The 15,712-nt window shown below is 38.6% G+C and carries 16 protein-coding genes and 1 pseudogene; 2 read left to right on the top strand and 15 right to left on the bottom strand.

Annotated features, from left to right (window positions below):
• Positions 1 to 60 precede the first annotated feature (60 nt).
• Positions 61 to 375 carry a hypothetical protein gene (locus JOD14_RS04780; RefSeq protein WP_204653673.1) on the top strand — a complete coding sequence of 105 codons (315 nt, stop codon included), beginning with the start codon at positions 61 to 63 and terminating at the stop codon, positions 373 to 375.
• A gap of 199 nt (positions 376 to 574) precedes the next feature.
• On the opposite strand, the gene JOD14_RS04775 is transcribed toward JOD14_RS04780, so the two are convergent.
• The 4 genes from JOD14_RS04775 to JOD14_RS04760 form a co-directional block, all read right to left on the bottom strand.
• On the bottom strand, positions 575 to 1,792 hold the full coding sequence (locus JOD14_RS04775) for a tyrosine-type recombinase/integrase (RefSeq protein ID WP_001291561.1): 1,218 nt from the start codon (positions 1,790 to 1,792) through the stop codon (positions 575 to 577).
• An 81-nt stretch (positions 1,793 to 1,873) separates the two neighbouring features.
• Positions 1,874 to 2,077, bottom strand: a complete 204-nt coding sequence (locus JOD14_RS04770; protein WP_000814511.1) for an excisionase — start codon at positions 2,075 to 2,077, stop codon at positions 1,874 to 1,876.
• A gap of 460 nt (positions 2,078 to 2,537) precedes the next feature.
• Positions 2,538 to 2,768 (bottom strand): helix-turn-helix domain-containing protein, encoded by a 231-nt coding sequence (locus tag JOD14_RS04765; RefSeq protein ID WP_000857133.1) that lies wholly within the window; start codon positions 2,766 to 2,768, stop codon positions 2,538 to 2,540.
• Positions 2,765 to 3,187 (bottom strand): sigma-70 family RNA polymerase sigma factor, encoded by a 423-nt coding sequence (locus tag JOD14_RS04760; RefSeq protein WP_000804885.1) that lies wholly within the window; start codon positions 3,185 to 3,187, stop codon positions 2,765 to 2,767. The genes JOD14_RS04765 and JOD14_RS04760 overlap by 4 nt, the downstream gene beginning before the upstream one ends.
• Positions 3,188 to 3,691: 504 nt before the next feature.
• Between JOD14_RS04760 and JOD14_RS04755 the strand changes: the two genes are divergently transcribed.
• Positions 3,692 to 4,045 carry a helix-turn-helix transcriptional regulator gene (locus JOD14_RS04755; RefSeq protein ID WP_001227347.1) on the top strand — a complete coding sequence of 118 codons (354 nt, stop codon included), beginning with the start codon at positions 3,692 to 3,694 and terminating at the stop codon, positions 4,043 to 4,045.
• A 59-nt stretch (positions 4,046 to 4,104) separates the two neighbouring features.
• Here the strand turns inward: JOD14_RS04755 and JOD14_RS04750 are convergent, their stop codons facing one another.
• The 11 genes and pseudogenes from JOD14_RS04750 to mobT form a co-directional block, all read right to left on the bottom strand.
• A complete protein-coding gene (locus JOD14_RS04750) occupies positions 4,105 to 4,272 on the bottom strand; it encodes a cysteine-rich KTR domain-containing protein (RefSeq protein WP_000336323.1) in 168 nt (55 codons plus the stop codon).
• Positions 4,273 to 4,390: 118 nt separating this feature from the next.
• The gene (gene tet(M) / locus JOD14_RS04745; protein WP_026389858.1) at positions 4,391 to 6,310 is read right to left on the bottom strand and encodes a tetracycline resistance ribosomal protection protein Tet(M); all 1,920 of its coding nucleotides are present in this window, start codon (positions 6,308 to 6,310) and stop codon (positions 4,391 to 4,393) included.
• Between the two features lie 15 nt (positions 6,311 to 6,325).
• Positions 6,326 to 6,373, bottom strand: a pseudogene (locus JOD14_RS13595) (hypothetical protein); the annotation flags it as partial.
• 313 nt (positions 6,374 to 6,686) lie between these two features.
• On the bottom strand, positions 6,687 to 7,619 hold the full coding sequence (locus JOD14_RS04735; RefSeq protein WP_001224318.1) for a conjugal transfer protein: 933 nt from the start codon (positions 7,617 to 7,619) through the stop codon (positions 6,687 to 6,689).
• Positions 7,616 to 8,617: a bifunctional lytic transglycosylase/C40 family peptidase gene (locus tag JOD14_RS04730; protein WP_000769868.1), complete on the bottom strand. Its 1,002-nt coding sequence runs from the start codon at positions 8,615 to 8,617 to the stop codon at positions 7,616 to 7,618. Before JOD14_RS04730 ends, JOD14_RS04735 begins: the two co-directional genes overlap by 4 nt.
• Positions 8,614 to 10,791, bottom strand: coding sequence for a CD3337/EF1877 family mobilome membrane protein (locus JOD14_RS04725; protein WP_000804748.1), 2,178 nt, complete (start codon positions 10,789 to 10,791; stop codon positions 8,614 to 8,616). Before JOD14_RS04725 ends, JOD14_RS04730 begins: the two co-directional genes overlap by 4 nt.
• 2 nt (positions 10,792 to 10,793) lie before the next feature.
• On the bottom strand, positions 10,794 to 13,241 hold the full coding sequence (gene tcpF / locus JOD14_RS04720; RefSeq protein WP_000331160.1) for a conjugal transfer ATPase TcpF: 2,448 nt from the start codon (positions 13,239 to 13,241) through the stop codon (positions 10,794 to 10,796).
• Positions 13,225 to 13,617, bottom strand: coding sequence for a conjugal transfer protein (locus JOD14_RS04715; RefSeq protein ID WP_000723888.1), 393 nt, complete (start codon positions 13,615 to 13,617; stop codon positions 13,225 to 13,227). The genes tcpF and JOD14_RS04715 overlap by 17 nt, the downstream gene beginning before the upstream one ends.
• An 88-nt stretch (positions 13,618 to 13,705) precedes the next feature.
• Complete coding sequence (locus tag JOD14_RS04710; protein ID WP_000342539.1) at positions 13,706 to 14,203, bottom strand: antirestriction protein ArdA; 498 nt, start codon at positions 14,201 to 14,203, stop codon at positions 13,706 to 13,708.
• A 116-nt stretch (positions 14,204 to 14,319) separates the two neighbouring features.
• The gene (locus tag JOD14_RS04705) at positions 14,320 to 14,541 is read right to left on the bottom strand and encodes a hypothetical protein (protein WP_001009056.1); all 222 of its coding nucleotides are present in this window, start codon (positions 14,539 to 14,541) and stop codon (positions 14,320 to 14,322) included.
• A 42-nt stretch (positions 14,542 to 14,583) separates the two neighbouring features.
• The coding region (mobT, locus tag JOD14_RS04700) for a MobT family relaxase (protein ID WP_204653671.1) at positions 14,584 to 15,712 on the bottom strand (1,129 nt) is incomplete at its 5' end.

The raw sequence follows: 15,712 nt of genomic DNA, 5'->3' as shown, positions 1-15,712 counted from the left end.
ACATTACTATAATAAAGTTTGAAAGAAAGTTGGGGAAATCGAATAGACAGTAAAGAACAAATGAATGAGATCTACAAAGAAATAATTAAATCAAGTGTAATAAATGCAATTCCTGGATATTCACTAGCTAAGATTATGAGTAATTTATCAGTTGATATTGCGAATAATATGATGAATACATCAGATAGTGAACAAGAAGTCCAAAAAAATCTTCAAACAAGATGGTTATATAGAATTTCGCGAGACCCAATTGAAAATAAAGAATTAAGAAAAGGTATTACTAACGAGTTAGGATATCTGAAAGATTCAAATCTTGAAGAAGCTGTATACTGGGGCGTGCAGTTTATCCATGATAAAAACGAGGTAGAGGATTAGCGTTGAGCTAATCCTTTTTATACTGAAACAAAGTATAAATTTCTAATTATCTTTTTATATTTTCTTAAATGCTCGTAAAGCCTTATTCTATGTGCTTTCGAGTATTTTTACTGTAGGAAGATACTTCACGTTTCTTTGCATATTTCCTCATGTCTTAGCTGTCAGAAGTGGTAAATAAGTAGTAAATTCATTTGTACTACTAAGCAACAAGACGCTCCTGTTGCTTCTCTTTATTCAAGCGTTTCATTTCTGCCATTGCAGAATCGAATGTTGCATGTGCGTAATAGTTCAGCGTCATGGCTATATTAGCATGTCCCATAATGTACTGTAATGCCTTTGGATTCATTCCTGCATTTGCATAGTTGGTACAGAATGTATGTCGCAAACTATGTGGAGTGATGTGTGGCAATTTATCCTCGTTATACTTATTGTATTTCTTAACAAGACCTTTCATCATGCCGTTGTAATCACTTGCCACTTTTGGATAGTTCTTTCTATTAAGAAAGAGGAAATCACTATATCCATCAATCTCAACACGCTTATCATTCTTTCGATTCGCTAACACTCGCTTAAATGCTTGATAGGCTTCTTCAACCATAGGAACTTGACGTTCGCCACTTTTGGTCTTTGGTGTTTCAATGTAGTACCCAATTTCAGTATCTCTCAATAGCTGATGGTCTATATTGACAAGACGATTCTCAAAATCTAAATCTGGAAGTGTCAAACCACCAAACTCTGAAATACGAAGACCTGTTTTTAAGAGTATCAGAATTTCATCATAATTTTTGCTGTAGGTTTTATCAGCTTTTGCAAAGGCTAACAGTTTTTCTTCCTGTTCTTCTGTTAGTACGGTCTTAGGGACAGTATCATCATCAAGAACTGCTTTCAGTTGAAAGTCAAATGGATTCTTCCGAACACAATCATCTTGTATAGCAATATAGAATGAAGCCTTTAAAGAACGTTTGTAGTTATTGATGGTTTGATAAGCATAACCATTTTCACTCATTCTAATAGCCCATTCTTTAGCGTCTGATGGCTTAATACTGTCAATACTTCTTACACCTAACTTGTCTTTCTTCAAAATATCCATAAGATATTTGCGTCCAGTTTCAGTGTTTTTTCTAACCTTTGGTCTTTGAGCGTTCTGTTTTGCGTAAAGCTGGCAGAGTGTCATTTTCTTTCCTACAACATCAATACCATCATGAATGTCTTTCTGTAACTCTGCGATTTTCTCTCTAAGTGAGATACAATCACGCTTTCCTGCTGGTACTCGGTCTGTAGCCACAAGTTTCCACGAGTAAACAAATTGCGGTTCTCCAAATGAATCTATATATTTGTATAAGTATCTTCCGTCTTTTCGTTGGCTCTCTCCAGTCTTTAAGATTCGACCTTTATTGTCACGTCTTTTTTCTGACATGGCATTTGCTCCTTTCCTTTATGGAAAGAGCCTTGATACGACTTAATACTATTTTATCATATACAAGACCCTTTGGCGACGCTAGATTGCGTCCAATGTATCTATAATTTTTTCAAATTGTTTTCGTTTAATCTGAATACGATTGCCATTCATAATCAGCCAATTTGCATTTTTATTTTCCTCTGCCAAGCGTCGTAGCTTGTTTTCGCCAATACGAAAATATTTTGACGCTTCTTCAATGGTTAGGGTATAACGTTCCCAAATAGGAATGTCAGTCTGCTTCATAAAATCCTCCTTTCCAAATCACTTATTTGGATTTCATAAAAGTTGTTTTACCAGCAATCGAACAGCTTTAGCAAAGCTCACGGGAGTTCCACCCCTGCATGGTTCTCATGTAGCCATACTCATTGCCTGCGACGGTTTTATCACGCTCGGACTATTGACTGTATGGGAGTATCATTATCACGATAAGAATGTCGTTGCAGGCAATCCTGCTAAAGATTGCTTCTCGGATCACTAACATGAATCGCTCGCTATCTTTATAAGATAGGTCATGGCGGTTAGTTCCGTTGGCTCTTTTCTTATCGAAACGTATTCGATTACTTTTATTCAGTTTTCAAAGAACAATGGCTCGTTAGCCTATCAAAACACATTGAAAGCTCAATATGCTTTGGTGGAATAACAAACCTCCCTGTTCGGGAAGCGTGGAATGGTTTAGCACGCTTCCACGAAAGGAGAGAGGATATTACTTAATTTCAAATGACAAAATCTTTGTAATCAGTCTGGTTTCCATTCTTCCACGTAAGACTTCATCAACGACCATACTTTGATTGCCATATTCATCTTTCATAAGTCGTAGGGAACGCTTCGTTATGTACCCTCTGTAATGATGTAGAATCTGGTTAATCGCTTCGGTATCGCCATCTGTTGCCTTTACAATGAGAGGAAAGGGAATCATAGGATATTGTGTTTTCATTCTTCAAATTCCTCCATAAACTTTTTAATTAAGGCTAGTCCACTGGTTCTATGCCGATAGACAGTAGAACGGTTCAATTTCAACAGGTCTGCAATTTCTGAATCGCTCATGTCCATAAAGTAAAACAGCAGTAGAATTTCACGTTTCTTGTCTGGCAACTCACGTAATGCTTCACTCAACAAATCATTTTCAACGCCTACTGATAACCCATTGAGTGTAAAAATCTGAAAGTCAGTTGAATAGTTATCTGTTGTCGCAAACTGGCTAACAAGATAATCGCCAACATCCGAAAAGGACACCTCACGCTTTGCAATCCTTGAAAGATAAAGCATATAATTCTTTCGCTCGTCTTCCATAGCACGTTTACAGATATAGTCAAACTGATTTTCTATTGTGGTCTGAAAAGAAGATGGTTTCATGTTTCTCACCCCCTTTCTGTCTAGGAAAGGAAGTGAGCCTTGCTCGTTTATCTCCTTTCACTCTTAGTCCCAATGTGAAAGGGGGATTTGTTGCATTACTGATAAATAAACTTTGTAAAAAAGTTCTGAATAGCCAAAAAAGCATATAAACAGATTTATTTCTCTGTTTACATGCTTCTGTTATTCTATCTATATGATTTATAAAACCACATTGGTGGACGTACTTATCTATTGCAGATAGACGACTTTTTTTGACAAGAACCCAATGTAAGGAAATTTATTGTATATGATGTACTTCATGGCAACGTTGACCTCCAACAAACCGCCATTTGGAAGTAATATACAATATTTTAACAGCGTAAATAGCACTACCATATAACGGTTTTTTTTATTGGCGTTTAGTAGTGCTTTTTATTAAATATAAACCTATAAACCATATAACACGTTTTTCTATACCTGTTTTTAATTCAGTAGGAACAATAAAATGTATAGAGGTGGTCTACTATGCGTAAAAAAGAAGATAAATATGATTTTAGAGCCTTTGGTTTAGCCATTAAAGAAGCTCGATTGAAACGAGGTTTAACTCGTGAACAAGTGGGAGCATTGATTGAAATTGACCCACGGTACTTAACTAATATTGAAAATAAAGGGCAACACCCCAGCATACAAGTTCTTTATGACCTTGTATCGTTACTTCATGTTTCCGTTGATGAATTTTTCTTACCTGCTAATAACTTGGTAAAAAGCACCCGACGATTACAGATAGAGAAATACATGGATAGCTTTACAGACAAAGAACTATCCTTAATGGAATCTTTAGCCAGCGGTATCAACGAAGCAAGAAACATCGAAGACTAATTAAAAGAATCCATACATAACGGAAAGAGCCGATAAAATGAGATTGTATTAATCTCATTTTATCGGCTCTGCGTCTTTGCGTCTGGCTCTGTAATCACAGTTACTTTGAACTGCTTTATTTCAATTAAATTTTCTTGTCTGCATTTCGGACAATAGAGGGGGAATTTTTTTAATTCAGTATCTTCCCTTATCTTTAATCGTGTTTTATTTCCACATACAGGACACAATATCCACTTGTAGTTTATAATAACTATCTCCTCCTTTACACTTTAATTCAAATCTTTATTAAAAAATATTTCATCTTATTTAACAAGAAACCATATTTATATAACAACATAAAATACACTAAGTTATTTTATTGAACATATATCGTACTTTATCTATCCGACTATTTGGACGACGGGGCTGGCAAACAGGTTCACCGGTAGTAACATGGTACCCTTTTAACTCTGTTAAACAAACACTACGTCCATTTGTAAAGAAAGTTAAATCACTACGATATTCTTGAATACACCGAGCAGGGATTTCTCCACTAAGAATGACCTCATTATTTTTCAATTGAGTGTCTACGATGTTCGCACAATATTTAGGAGCATCGTTGTATGCTCGTGAAAGATATTCCTGTGGCGCATAAATTTTAAAACTAAGATATGGCTCTAACAATTCTGTTCCAGCTTTTTTTAAGACTTGTTCCAATACAATAGGAGCAAGCATCCGAAAATCTGCTGGGGTACTAACAGGGCTATAGTATAAGCCATACTTAAAACAGATTTTACAGTCCGTCACATTCCAACCATACAATCCTTGTTCACAGCCATAGCGTATCCCCTCCATAACTGCATTTTGAAACGATTGATTTAAGTATCCAAGAGAAACCGAGCTCTCATACTGTACTCCGCTCCCTAATGGAAGCTGTGCTACAGATAGACCAATGGAAGCCCAGAAAGGATTCGGTGGAACTTCGATGTGAATGGTATACTCTGCTTTTTTTAACGGTCTTTCCATATAAATGACTGTAGGCTCTTTTATTTCTATCTCCACATGATACTTTTCTTGCAGCAGAGCACAAGTCACTTCCATTTGTACTTTCCCTAAGAAAGAAAGTATGATTTCATGTGTCGCAGAATCCACATAATATCGCAGAAGCGGGTCACTGTCGGAGATTTCTAAAAGTGCATCAAGTAACATTTCCCTTTGTTGAGGTTTGCTCGGTTCAACAGTCGTTTGCAGCAGAGGGAGGGGATTTTCAATTCTCTCTCTCTGTGGCAATAGCTTTGTATCTCCAAGAACACTATTTAACTTCAAAAACTCATTCTGCAAAATAACAATTTCCCCGGAATAAGCCTTATCGATTTTACATAATTCACCATTTATTGAAGTATACATTTCTGTAATTTTTATTTTTTCCTTTTCCGATATTCTAACCGAATCTCGCAAATGCAGTACGCCACTATAAAGACGTATATATGCAAGACGCTGTCTTTTTTCCGAATACTCAATTTTGAAAACTTTTCCGCAAAGTTCAGACTGACCTCGATGTGTTGATGAATAAAATTTATTCGTAATCACTTCTATAAGGTTATCAATCCCTATATTGTTTTTTGCACTTCCGTGATAAACAGGGAACAGGGAACAATTATGAAATCTTATGCTTTCCTCTTGTTCGAGTTCTAATGCTTCCAATAATTTCCCAGACGTATATTTCTCCAAAAGGTAATCATTTCCTTCTATTACCATATCCCATTGTTCAGATTCGGTAAAGTTCATTACACGCATATTAGGATGCAGTTCTACCTTCTGTTTGATTACAATTTCCGCAGAAAGTTTCTCTTTAATATCCTGATAAACCGTTGATAAATCAATTCCATTTTGGTCAATCTTATTGATAAAAAAGATTGTGGGAATACCTATTTTCCTAAGTGCATGAAACAATATACGAGTTTGTGCTTGTACGCCATCTTTTGCAGAAATCAGTAGAATTGCCCCATCTAATACTGATAATGAACGATATACTTCTGCTAAAAAATCCATATGTCCTGGCGTGTCTATGATGTTCATCTTAGTATTTTTCCACTGAAAAGAGGTTATCGCCGTCTGAATTGTAATTCCTCTCTGACGTTCTAAAAGCGTATTATCCGTTTTCGTTGTACCTCTGTCCACGCTTCCTAATTCTGTAATCGCTCCACTGTTATATAATAAGCTTTCTGTTAAGGTAGTTTTTCCCGCATCAACATGAGCTAAAACTCCAATATTAATAATTTTCATGTGATTTTCCTCCATTCAAAAGCCCAAAAGGGCATAAAAATCCCAGTGATAAATACTCTTATCACTGGGATTTTTATGCATAACCATAGGCATACAAAGCATACAGATATTCTCCGGATACTTTAGAATCACATGATAAAGGTATTCTTAAACTGGGTACAAAAAACTAAGCCCTCCTAAAAAAGGACATCCAATTATTTGTTCCCACTATCAAATTGACAGTTTATTTAAGAATACCTTGCCGCATATTTATTAACTCCTTTTAAATAGATACTTAAATAATAGCACGTAAGAGCATATTTGTAAAGGAATCTCCAATTTTTTATCAAAGAGAGTACGTGATTACAAAATAGCTGTAATAATGTACCAATATTTGTTATTCTATAATCTTCCAATTACTCCCGTTCTTTTCAAGTACCAAATCAAATTGAGATACCTGCGTTGCTTTGGTCTGCTGGTCGATATACTCCACTGTCAGCGATACCGTGACTTGATTATCCTTACGATTGTGAATAGGATTTACCAGTTCTTGAAAGATGTACTCTTTTCCGATTGGTTTTAATATCCCGTCATTCACATAGTAGGAAAGTTCACTGGCTGTCGCTGTAGGATAGAGCTTGAAGAACGTCGTTAAAAACTCATTGATTTCATTGGTTGTAATGGAATCAACCGTCCCCTCACTTTCAATGGCTTTTGGTTTATAACTTGATTTCTTAGGTATGTTGGTAATGGTCGGATTCTTAACCAGTACCATATTTCCAGAACCATCTACATAGACACTCACTATATAAGCAGAGTGGACGGTCTTTGTATTTTCTCCCTCTGTAATGAGCTGGTCTACACTGTAGGTTACATTAAACTCATTGTCGCCAGTTGGCTCTACCGTCCATATCTGAAATCCTCTTACAGAAGACGATACAGGAATATCTTTGCGTACTGTATCAACATTGAGAGCTTGAAGTTCATCTGTCAGATAGCCTTTTAGACTTTCCATTCGATTATCAATGGACTTATCGGATTGCTCCCATGAATAGTAGACTTTCGCAAAGTTCTCTACAAAATTTTCTACATGATGAGTATCAACGTATTCCTTTTCTATGATAGTTGTTTCGTGAATAGTATGAGTATCTATAGCTGTAAAGTGCTTGAATATCGCAAAGCTGAAACTAAGCCCTAAAAGTACCCACAAGGCAATCACAACCTTTTTATGAGGATTGACCTTATAGACACGAGGTTTCTTTTCCTTTGGTATCTGTTTTTCTTTATTCTGATTTTTTCTAAATTTCATCATTAAATCTTCCTTTCTCATTGTTTGATTCGTCCTGCTCCCACTAAATGCTGTTGCCAGTAGGGGCTTGTTAAGTCGGCATAACCGATTGGGTCGCCTGCATGAAACATACGGTTATTGCCAAGGTATATCCCAACATGAGTAATATAAGAGCCAGCGTTATAGGTAGAATGAAAGAAAACCAAATCGCCAGCTTGTGCTTCCGATAGTGGGATATGCTGGGTCACATCATATTGCTGTTGTGCGGTTCGTGGTAAGTTAATTCCAGCTTTTCCATACGTCCATTGTGTCAGTCCGCTACAATCAAAAGAAGTAGTCGGGGAAGCTCCACCGTAAACGTATCGCCAGCCCTCATATTTCAGTGCTTCGTCCATGATGGCTTGTACCGTATCATCATCAAACTCTGTTGTGACAAGATACTGCGTTACCAGTTGCACATAAAACATATTGCCATAGTTGTATCGCCAGCCCCCATTGATAGGTATGGCTATGGGATTGGGGTAAGACACTTTTTCGCCACCTGAATACTCTTTTGAGAAACTTTGAGCCAGTTCAAAGGTATATTTATTTCCACGATTAGCCACATACCCTAAGAAACCACCACCATAATTGTAGGACTGGATAACCGATTCTAAATCTACACTGAGCCTTTCGCTACTGGCTAATAATTCACTGAAATACTTCACACCTTGCTTAATGGATTCTTCTGTACTCAATGAATTAGGTGGAAGACCGAGGGATTCCGAGGACTGCATAACATCTTCCGCAGTACCGCCCGATTCCACCTGTATAATCGCAAGAAGTATGTTGACATATTCTTCAACGCCATATTCTTTGGCATATTTTTCTACCATAGGCTTATGAGCCAGCACTTCTGCGGAAACATTCACACCTCCATAATGAATATTGGAAATTCCGCTGTCCTGTTCATCTGAAAATAAAATGGCAACAAACAGAAGCAGTGAGAAGACCATCAAGAATAATCCAGAACCACCAATCACTAAAGTTTTCAACTTCATGGTTTCTTACCGACTTTCTTAATGGTGGCGGTTTTGATTGGTGGTCTACTTCTTGTATTTTGTAGTGGTACTCTTTGAACAGTAGACGGACGTTCTTTTGTGATTGGACGTTGTGAAGTTCTATCTGCTGTAGTGGTTGAAGTTGCTGGCTTTTGAACGGTTTTTTCTTGAACGGTATTGCCTTGGCGTTCCACTTTTGGACTTGAAAAATCGGACTTAACTGCTGGACGCTCTTGTTTGGCTTGTTGAGATTCCTTATATGAAGTCTGAATATTAGACTGTTTTGAGGTCTGTTCATCATGATATTGTTCTTGTCTTGTAGTCGGTCTTTCATGAACAGAAGAAGCAGGCTGTTTTTTCTGTTTGACCTGTTCCATTTCAGAGCGACGCTTCGCAATGGTTTTTCGCCTTTGTTCCTGCTGTTCCTTGCGTCCACTGGCTCTGTCCGCTTTGGTTTGAGAAATACTACTGGTTAAATCACGGACATTCTCTTTTACTTTGGATTTTCCTTGATATACTGCATATCTTGCATTGGTCGGCAAATCTTTAACCTGTTCTTTCAAACCACTAGCAGTGTCTACCATTCTGTCTTTGGTATCAGCTACTGTACCGATGGTTTGACCGATACGTTTTCCAAGTGTTGATTTTTCCTTTCCGTCTGGTCGGGAGTGATCTGCTTGTGTCCTTGCAGAACTCCCCGAACCCGACTGTCCTTTTTTACCTGTAACAATGGCAGACCCAGCCCCTAGAGTAGTCATGGAACGTCCAAGTTTCCGCTGTAGACGGTGCATGTGAGCGTGCATAAGCATACGAGGTTTTCTCATCACACGACTTCCCACACTTTGAGAATCGTTACTCTGTAGAGAAAACATACTCATTAAATCGCCCAGCTTGAAGTAGATTCCTGCAAAGGTCACAATCTGTAGAAAAGCAATCAAAAAGAACGGATAACCAGCCGATAAGGTATAGAGCATGGTTGAAATACTAAATGCTGTCGTAATAATCAATGTGATTCCAGCTCGTGTCAAAATGGTATTAAAGAGCTTTGTTATGGCTCGTTTTGACATACCATCAAATGATGGAATCATGCTTAAAATAAAGCTCACAGGCAGAAACATAGCATAGATGATAAAAAGTACCTGCGAGAAAATCATGATTCCTGTTAATAGGAATACAAATATGGAAATCCCAATATTGAAGACAAATAGGAAGAAGACTGTACCTAAACGGTTAATGGTCTTTGTAATGGTTAGATTGGTATTGCTTCTGTCTTCAATTTCTTCCGCAACAATTTTTTCTCTGTCTTCGCCATTGTTGGAATCTGGGCTGGTGGAGAGCAGGCTTTCCACACGGTCAATACCGATACTTTCAATGTCTGAACTGTTGTATTGAAGCAGTAGCCACGGTTGCTGAACCTGTATGGAAAACAGGCTATCTCTGATTAAGTCCACGCTGTCCTTGCCTTGACTATCGGAATGGGGCATGACAATCTTCGTGCCAAGTGATAAACTGGCATTACTGATGTCTGATGAAAAGTCATTGATTTTTTTAATGTAGTCGGGAGCGTAGGCAATAAAGGAAGCCGATAGGATAAACACCAGCACAAAATTCATAATGGCATGAATTGCCTTTGTGGTTTCTCTCTTTATCAGTCCCGTATAGGCAACATAAACCCCAAGAACCAAAATCAAGAGTAAGAGGAATCCAACATAGAAACCCTCTGTTGAAAATCCGTTTGCACTCACACCAGCTAAGGTCTGCATATTCTTACCAATGGAATCTGCTGTAGCGGAAATGAAGTCTAAGGAATAAGCTTCCTGTACTAAGTAACCTGTCGCATTGGAAACATACAAACTGATTGTCCAAATAAAATTGGTAATGGCATATAGTCCATACATGACCTGTTTTCCAATCCCGTCCGACCAGTTCCACGGAAGCCAGCCCCAGCTATTATCCACATAAAAATCCAGTTGATAGTTTTCAAGTGGGTATCGGCTGTATTCATTTGCCACATTGACCGTATCATCTACCAAGCCCGCAGCTTGAACCACCGTTCCCAGCATGGCTAAAAGAAAAATGGCAATCACAAGTGTGAAAGCCACTGTCATTGCCACTTTACCTAGACGTTTCAGCGTCCAGTTTGATTTTATTCTGTTTACTATTGATGGTTTCACATTTACACCTCTTTTCGCACAGGTGGTCTGGTATCAAAGGCATGGAGCAGTTCTTCAAATACAGGGTGGAACTGTATCACACCGACACGACCATATAAATCACTGATAAGGCATTGCCCGTTTTCCAAATCACGCAATCGCTTCTGATTGTTTTCGTCCTCTGGGTCTACACCAAAAAAGGCTAAGGTCTTTTTAATCTCGTTAAGGTCAGTGGAACGAAATGCAAATTTTAAGCCGAGGTTATTTTTCAGTTTTTCATCTAAGAGGTCGTCTGTATTTTGGGTCACGAAATATACCCCAGCGTTCATAGCACGACCAGCCCGAACCAGCTTCATAGATAGTGTTTTTCCTTGTGCTACCTGTAAAAAGCTCCATGCTTCGTCTAAATCTACAATCTTGAAAATGCTTCGGTCTGTATGGATAAAGTCTAAAGCAAAGGTACTAATGACAATCAGCATAGCAACGGATAAAAGCTCCATAGTGGTATATTCCTCAAAGGAAGTTTCCTTGTCGGGAAGTACCAAGTCCGCAACCTGTATAATGTTCAGTTGTTTTTCTAAGCTGATAGACTGCTCCACATAACCATTACTGAATAATAAATGTGCAAAGTCATAGTCTGTAAAACTTTCGATATGGTCGGCTATACTGGTACTTAGTGGCGTATTCTCAACCCGTAATTCCTCAATCACTTTCATCAACCCTCGTACTTCACTATTGGTTACTGCACGAATGGCTTTTCTAAGGATTGGGAAGCGTTCCCCATCACGAGAGGAAATCCCCGTAAGGAATGTCAGAATATCAATAGCCAGTGATTCAGAATCTTTGGGATTTTTCATAATCACATAAGGGTCAAGTAAGCCTTTGTTTTTCTCATCAGAAGTCAGAGTGACGATATTGATTTCATGGGAAATCTCTGGCAAGGTTTCTTTCCATCTGCCACGTTCTGCTTTTGGGTCTACAATCACTGCTTGTGCCCCATAAAGCACCGCATAATAGACGATAAGGTTATTCGCAAAGGATTTACCACCACCCAGCGAACCAACAAAAGCCGACGCTAACGCATTGGTTACTGAACCCTTAACCCCTTGACTGGCAAGAGCAGGTTTCAGATAGACATTGCGTCCAGTATCTAAGCTGTAGCCAACATAAATCCCCTCATTTTCCCCCAGCATTTGAGTAGCACCAAAACCTAAACCAGCGAGGAAATCAGAGGTCACGTATTGAATATAATCATTCATATAACGCTTGCTGGCAGGTAAAAATTCTTCATGTAAGCCGAGCATATCCCCAAATGGTCGTACCAGTTTTACGCTTAAATCGTCATAAAAATCTTTCACTTCATTACAACGACGTTTGAGTTCGTCAAGATCATTTGCTGATACCCTTACCACATAAGACAGCTTGTACATAGATTCCTTGCTTTGGTCTAAATTGGTTTCCAGCTCATTCACACTTTCCAGAGCTTCCGCCACATTGGAGCTGGTTTCATTATCACTTTGCCAAGCGTGGTTATCCAAGTCTTTCAGTTCTTTCTTTTTATTGCGGACAGTAGATAGGGCTTTACGATTCGCTACAATTTCCACATTCATTGACGTATCAATCGGGAATGTAAATTGCTGTTGCTGGTAGTAGAAGATTTCAGAGGACGGGAAGTCCAGTTCTCCGACAATGCTGTTAATGGTAAAGTAAGCTACATAGACGGTTTCATCTTCCTGCTGGATTTTCAAATATCGCTGTTTTTCTTCCACCAAACAGCGAGTAGGCTTAATCAAGTCATAGTATTTAATCAGCGTTTCATTATCCAGCTTTTTCTTTGATAGATGGTACTCATACTCTTCATAGGCAGTGCCTGTCTGTCCGTAAAGGTGTTCAATCAGATAGCCGAAGTCGTCCTTATCTAACCTGCGGATTTTGAAACGACGAGAGATTTTATTTTCTAAGAGCTTTTCCATCTTCTGAAAACGCAGGATTTCATCATTACTCATACTAACAAAATCGCCCATCAGCTTATGGTTCACATCATAGACAAAATCAGACAAAGCATTTTTTGCTTCAACGGTAAGACTTTTCATAGAAAACTCCTGATCGTTGAGAAGCAACTTAAAGCCGATAAAGAAACGGTAGTTCACTTGATTTTCGCCAATCATGGATATTAAAGCGTCTGTCTGTTGGTCGATTTTGTCATAGGCAACCGCTTTGAGCTTGCCAGTGACTTCATTTTTGGAACGCTCTTGTGCAGAACGTATGCTGGATTCTGTACTGATTTGTAAAGCATGAATTTTGCCATCACGATTTTGTGCGATAAGCTGTCTGAAAGAATCATGCACTTGTATTTTCTGTTCTGGACTTAGAAATGAGTAATTGTAAGGAACAAGCTCATAGTAAGCATAACATTCCCCGTCTTTATTCCAGACGAGATTGTTTTCAATGTATTTAATTGGATATGCCATAAAATTCACTCCTAACTGCTGTAATGGCTTCTTGTGGCTGGTTTCTGCCAAGCGTTACTTTTTTTCCTGCATAGGTCAGCTTTGGTCGCAGTGCATAAGCAATGACAGACTTCAAAAATCCATAAGGCTTTTTACCATCAAAAGTTTTTGTAGACATAAACCATGTGAAAGCCACAGGAATCCCAAAGTATTTGAGAAATGCTCCCTCTATCATGGAAAGAGGGGGCAAGTTGCCAAGTATCATCACTGCAAAGAGTGACACGACAAACCATGTCATTTGCGTAAAGGTTATGGGAAACGGAAGTCTAAAATCATTGATAGAATACAGTACCTTTTCCACAGACCAGATACTGGTATAGCTTCGTATTTTCTTCATGTAATCAATCCTTTCATAAAAAATAGGGGTAGCTGATTGAGCCACCCCGTAAAATAGAAAATCTGCCAGTAGTAATGTACCGACAGATTTAATAGACGATTTCAAAAATCCCATGATTGGTTGAGATAAACGTTCCTGAAAGGTCTAAATCCCGACCATAGGCTTGATAATCAATATAGTTTTGAAGACTAGCTGGTACTTCGCCTAAAGCACCCGTTTCTTCAATGTAGTAGCGTGCCACGTCATACATATCATCACAATCGGAATGAATGATAATATCCTCTTGATGTTCGCTTAGTTCTTCAATGCTTGAAAAATGAGTGAGCAGAGCAGATAGCTCCGATTGTAATTCTTCGGGTAATTCCGATACCATTTCCCATAGTCGATTGAGTTCGCCAATGGAAGTGTATTCGTCAACCGTAAAGGGTAACTCGTAGTCATGAATGGCGTATTCCTCATATTCATCATTCAAGCCGATTTTCTCTTTGACTTCCTCAAAGTCAATGGGAAAGGTAAACCACGCACCGACCAATTCGCCCTCATTGTATTTGCCTAAATTCGCAATATAGACTTGCATATCGTCCATATATTCACGTCCTTTCTTTGTAGAGATTCAAAAATCCCTACCGCACTTCGTTTGGTGTACCATTCCTTTGCGGAACATAAGAAAACCACTTATATTCCACAAAAGAACGGTTTTATTTAAGCACCAATAATGCGATTGAATAGCTCTAGTAAAATGTCTTTTACTCCAGCAGCGTTGAAGACTAAGCCAACCGCAATAATCGCAATAATTAAAAAGCCAATCAGTTTGCTAAACTCACGCTTGAAGCCAAGATACAAGCCGATCACAACGATTGCTAAAAGCACCAGTGATTGAGCGTTTGATAGAAACCAGTTATAAAGGTTTTGTCCAAAATTCATAAAAATGTTCTCCTCTCTATATTCAATGAATTTGTATTTGAGTTATTTTTTTGTTGTTATCACGTCCTGTTCTTTTACTGACTGTTGCTTCAAAATCTGCTTGTGTCGGTCTGTCAGTTTCGCATGGTCGAGAATGTCTTTTACAACCTGCGTCTGGTTGATTTCATCAAGTTTAATCGCAACCTTTAAGGTCGGGGCAACTTGATGAGATAGCCAGTTCAGCGTCCTTTGGAAGGAGTAAGGCTCTGGTTTTGTGGTTAGTTTTAATCGTTCACGATTGTTCCCAATAAACCAAGCCCATTCTTCATTCAGTTTCCAATCAGAACGAGGTTTGGAATCGTCTTTATCTACAAAACGGATATACCGATTGATAATTTTAAAGGCGGTATGCTCTGGATTGTCATAGACGAGTAAATCACGGACTGCATAATAGGCACGCTCATTTTTCAATCGAATCTCAAAACGGTTTTTTACTTCTGCGTCTTCAATGGGAATATCATTTTTCTTGTACTGCTCGTAGTCCTTTTCATAGATACAGAAATAAACTTCACTTTGTAATGAACCGATATAGAGGGTGTTTCCCATACATTCCTTTTCCTCTTTGCGTACCAGTTCGCCACTGCGATAGCTTTTAAAACTGCGGAAGACGGAGATACATTCTTCCTGTTGGCACTTTTCAGTGAGTACAGGGATATTCAAAATCCCTGTCTTATCGTTAATGGCAAGGTCAAGGCGTTTCATCACACCGCCAGCCACCAAAACGTCCATAAAGAACTCATACCAGCTTCTTTGTTGTGCCAGAAGATAGCTTTCAAATTGTCTGCACCCACGACCTTTCAATTCCACCAGAACTCCTTTGTCCAGTTCATGGGAGCAAAGGACGAATATGTCGCCTAAAGCATAATGCTCTGAATAAGAATAGAAACCATAGTCCTCATGAAGAAAATAGGACAGTTTCAGTTGTAAGATGTTTTCGACCACCTGCTGTACGTCTGTTGTCGGAAAGCGAATCCTTACATAATCAAACAGCATTTCAAGGGGAGCGTCGGGATTGAAGCGTTCCAGAGCTTCCCAAAGGGACTGCTGTAAATCCTCTGATGGCTTGACTTTTCCTGTTTCAATATCGCTTAGATACTGCCTTGTAATACCAGTCGCAACAGCTAAACGGTTT

This window comes from Enterococcus lemanii, assembly GCF_016909125.1.
GTDB lineage: Bacteria > Bacillota > Bacilli > Lactobacillales > Enterococcaceae > Enterococcus_I > Enterococcus_I lemanii.
The sequence above is the reverse complement of the archived record's forward strand: the minus strand, read 5'-3'. Positions and strand labels throughout refer to the sequence as shown.

Excerpts from the sequence above, each read along its gene's own strand:
- JOD14_RS04780 (WP_204653673.1), top strand. The coding sequence starts at position 61 with ATGAATGAGATCTACAAAGAAATAATTAAATCAAGTGTAATAAATGCA.
- JOD14_RS04710 (WP_000342539.1), bottom strand. The coding sequence starts at position 14,203 with ATGGACGATATGCAAGTCTATATTGCGAATTTAGGCAAATACAATGAG.
- tcpF (WP_000331160.1), bottom strand. The coding sequence starts at position 13,241 with ATGGCATATCCAATTAAATACATTGAAAACAATCTCGTCTGGAATAAA.
- JOD14_RS04730 (WP_000769868.1), bottom strand. The coding sequence starts at position 8,617 with ATGAAGTTGAAAACTTTAGTGATTGGTGGTTCTGGATTATTCTTGATG.
- JOD14_RS04770 (WP_000814511.1), bottom strand. The coding sequence starts at position 2,077 with ATGAAGCAGACTGACATTCCTATTTGGGAACGTTATACCCTAACCATT.
- JOD14_RS04755 (WP_001227347.1), top strand. The coding sequence starts at position 3,692 with ATGCGTAAAAAAGAAGATAAATATGATTTTAGAGCCTTTGGTTTAGCC.
- JOD14_RS04735 (WP_001224318.1), bottom strand. The coding sequence starts at position 7,619 with ATGAGAAAGGAAGATTTAATGATGAAATTTAGAAAAAATCAGAATAAA.
- JOD14_RS04715 (WP_000723888.1), bottom strand. The coding sequence starts at position 13,617 with ATGAAGAAAATACGAAGCTATACCAGTATCTGGTCTGTGGAAAAGGTA.
- JOD14_RS04760 (WP_000804885.1), bottom strand. The coding sequence starts at position 3,187 with ATGAAACCATCTTCTTTTCAGACCACAATAGAAAATCAGTTTGACTAT.
- JOD14_RS04705 (WP_001009056.1), bottom strand. The coding sequence starts at position 14,541 with ATGAATTTTGGACAAAACCTTTATAACTGGTTTCTATCAAACGCTCAA.
- JOD14_RS04775 (WP_001291561.1), bottom strand. The coding sequence starts at position 1,792 with ATGTCAGAAAAAAGACGTGACAATAAAGGTCGAATCTTAAAGACTGGA.
- JOD14_RS04765 (WP_000857133.1), bottom strand. The coding sequence starts at position 2,768 with ATGAAAACACAATATCCTATGATTCCCTTTCCTCTCATTGTAAAGGCA.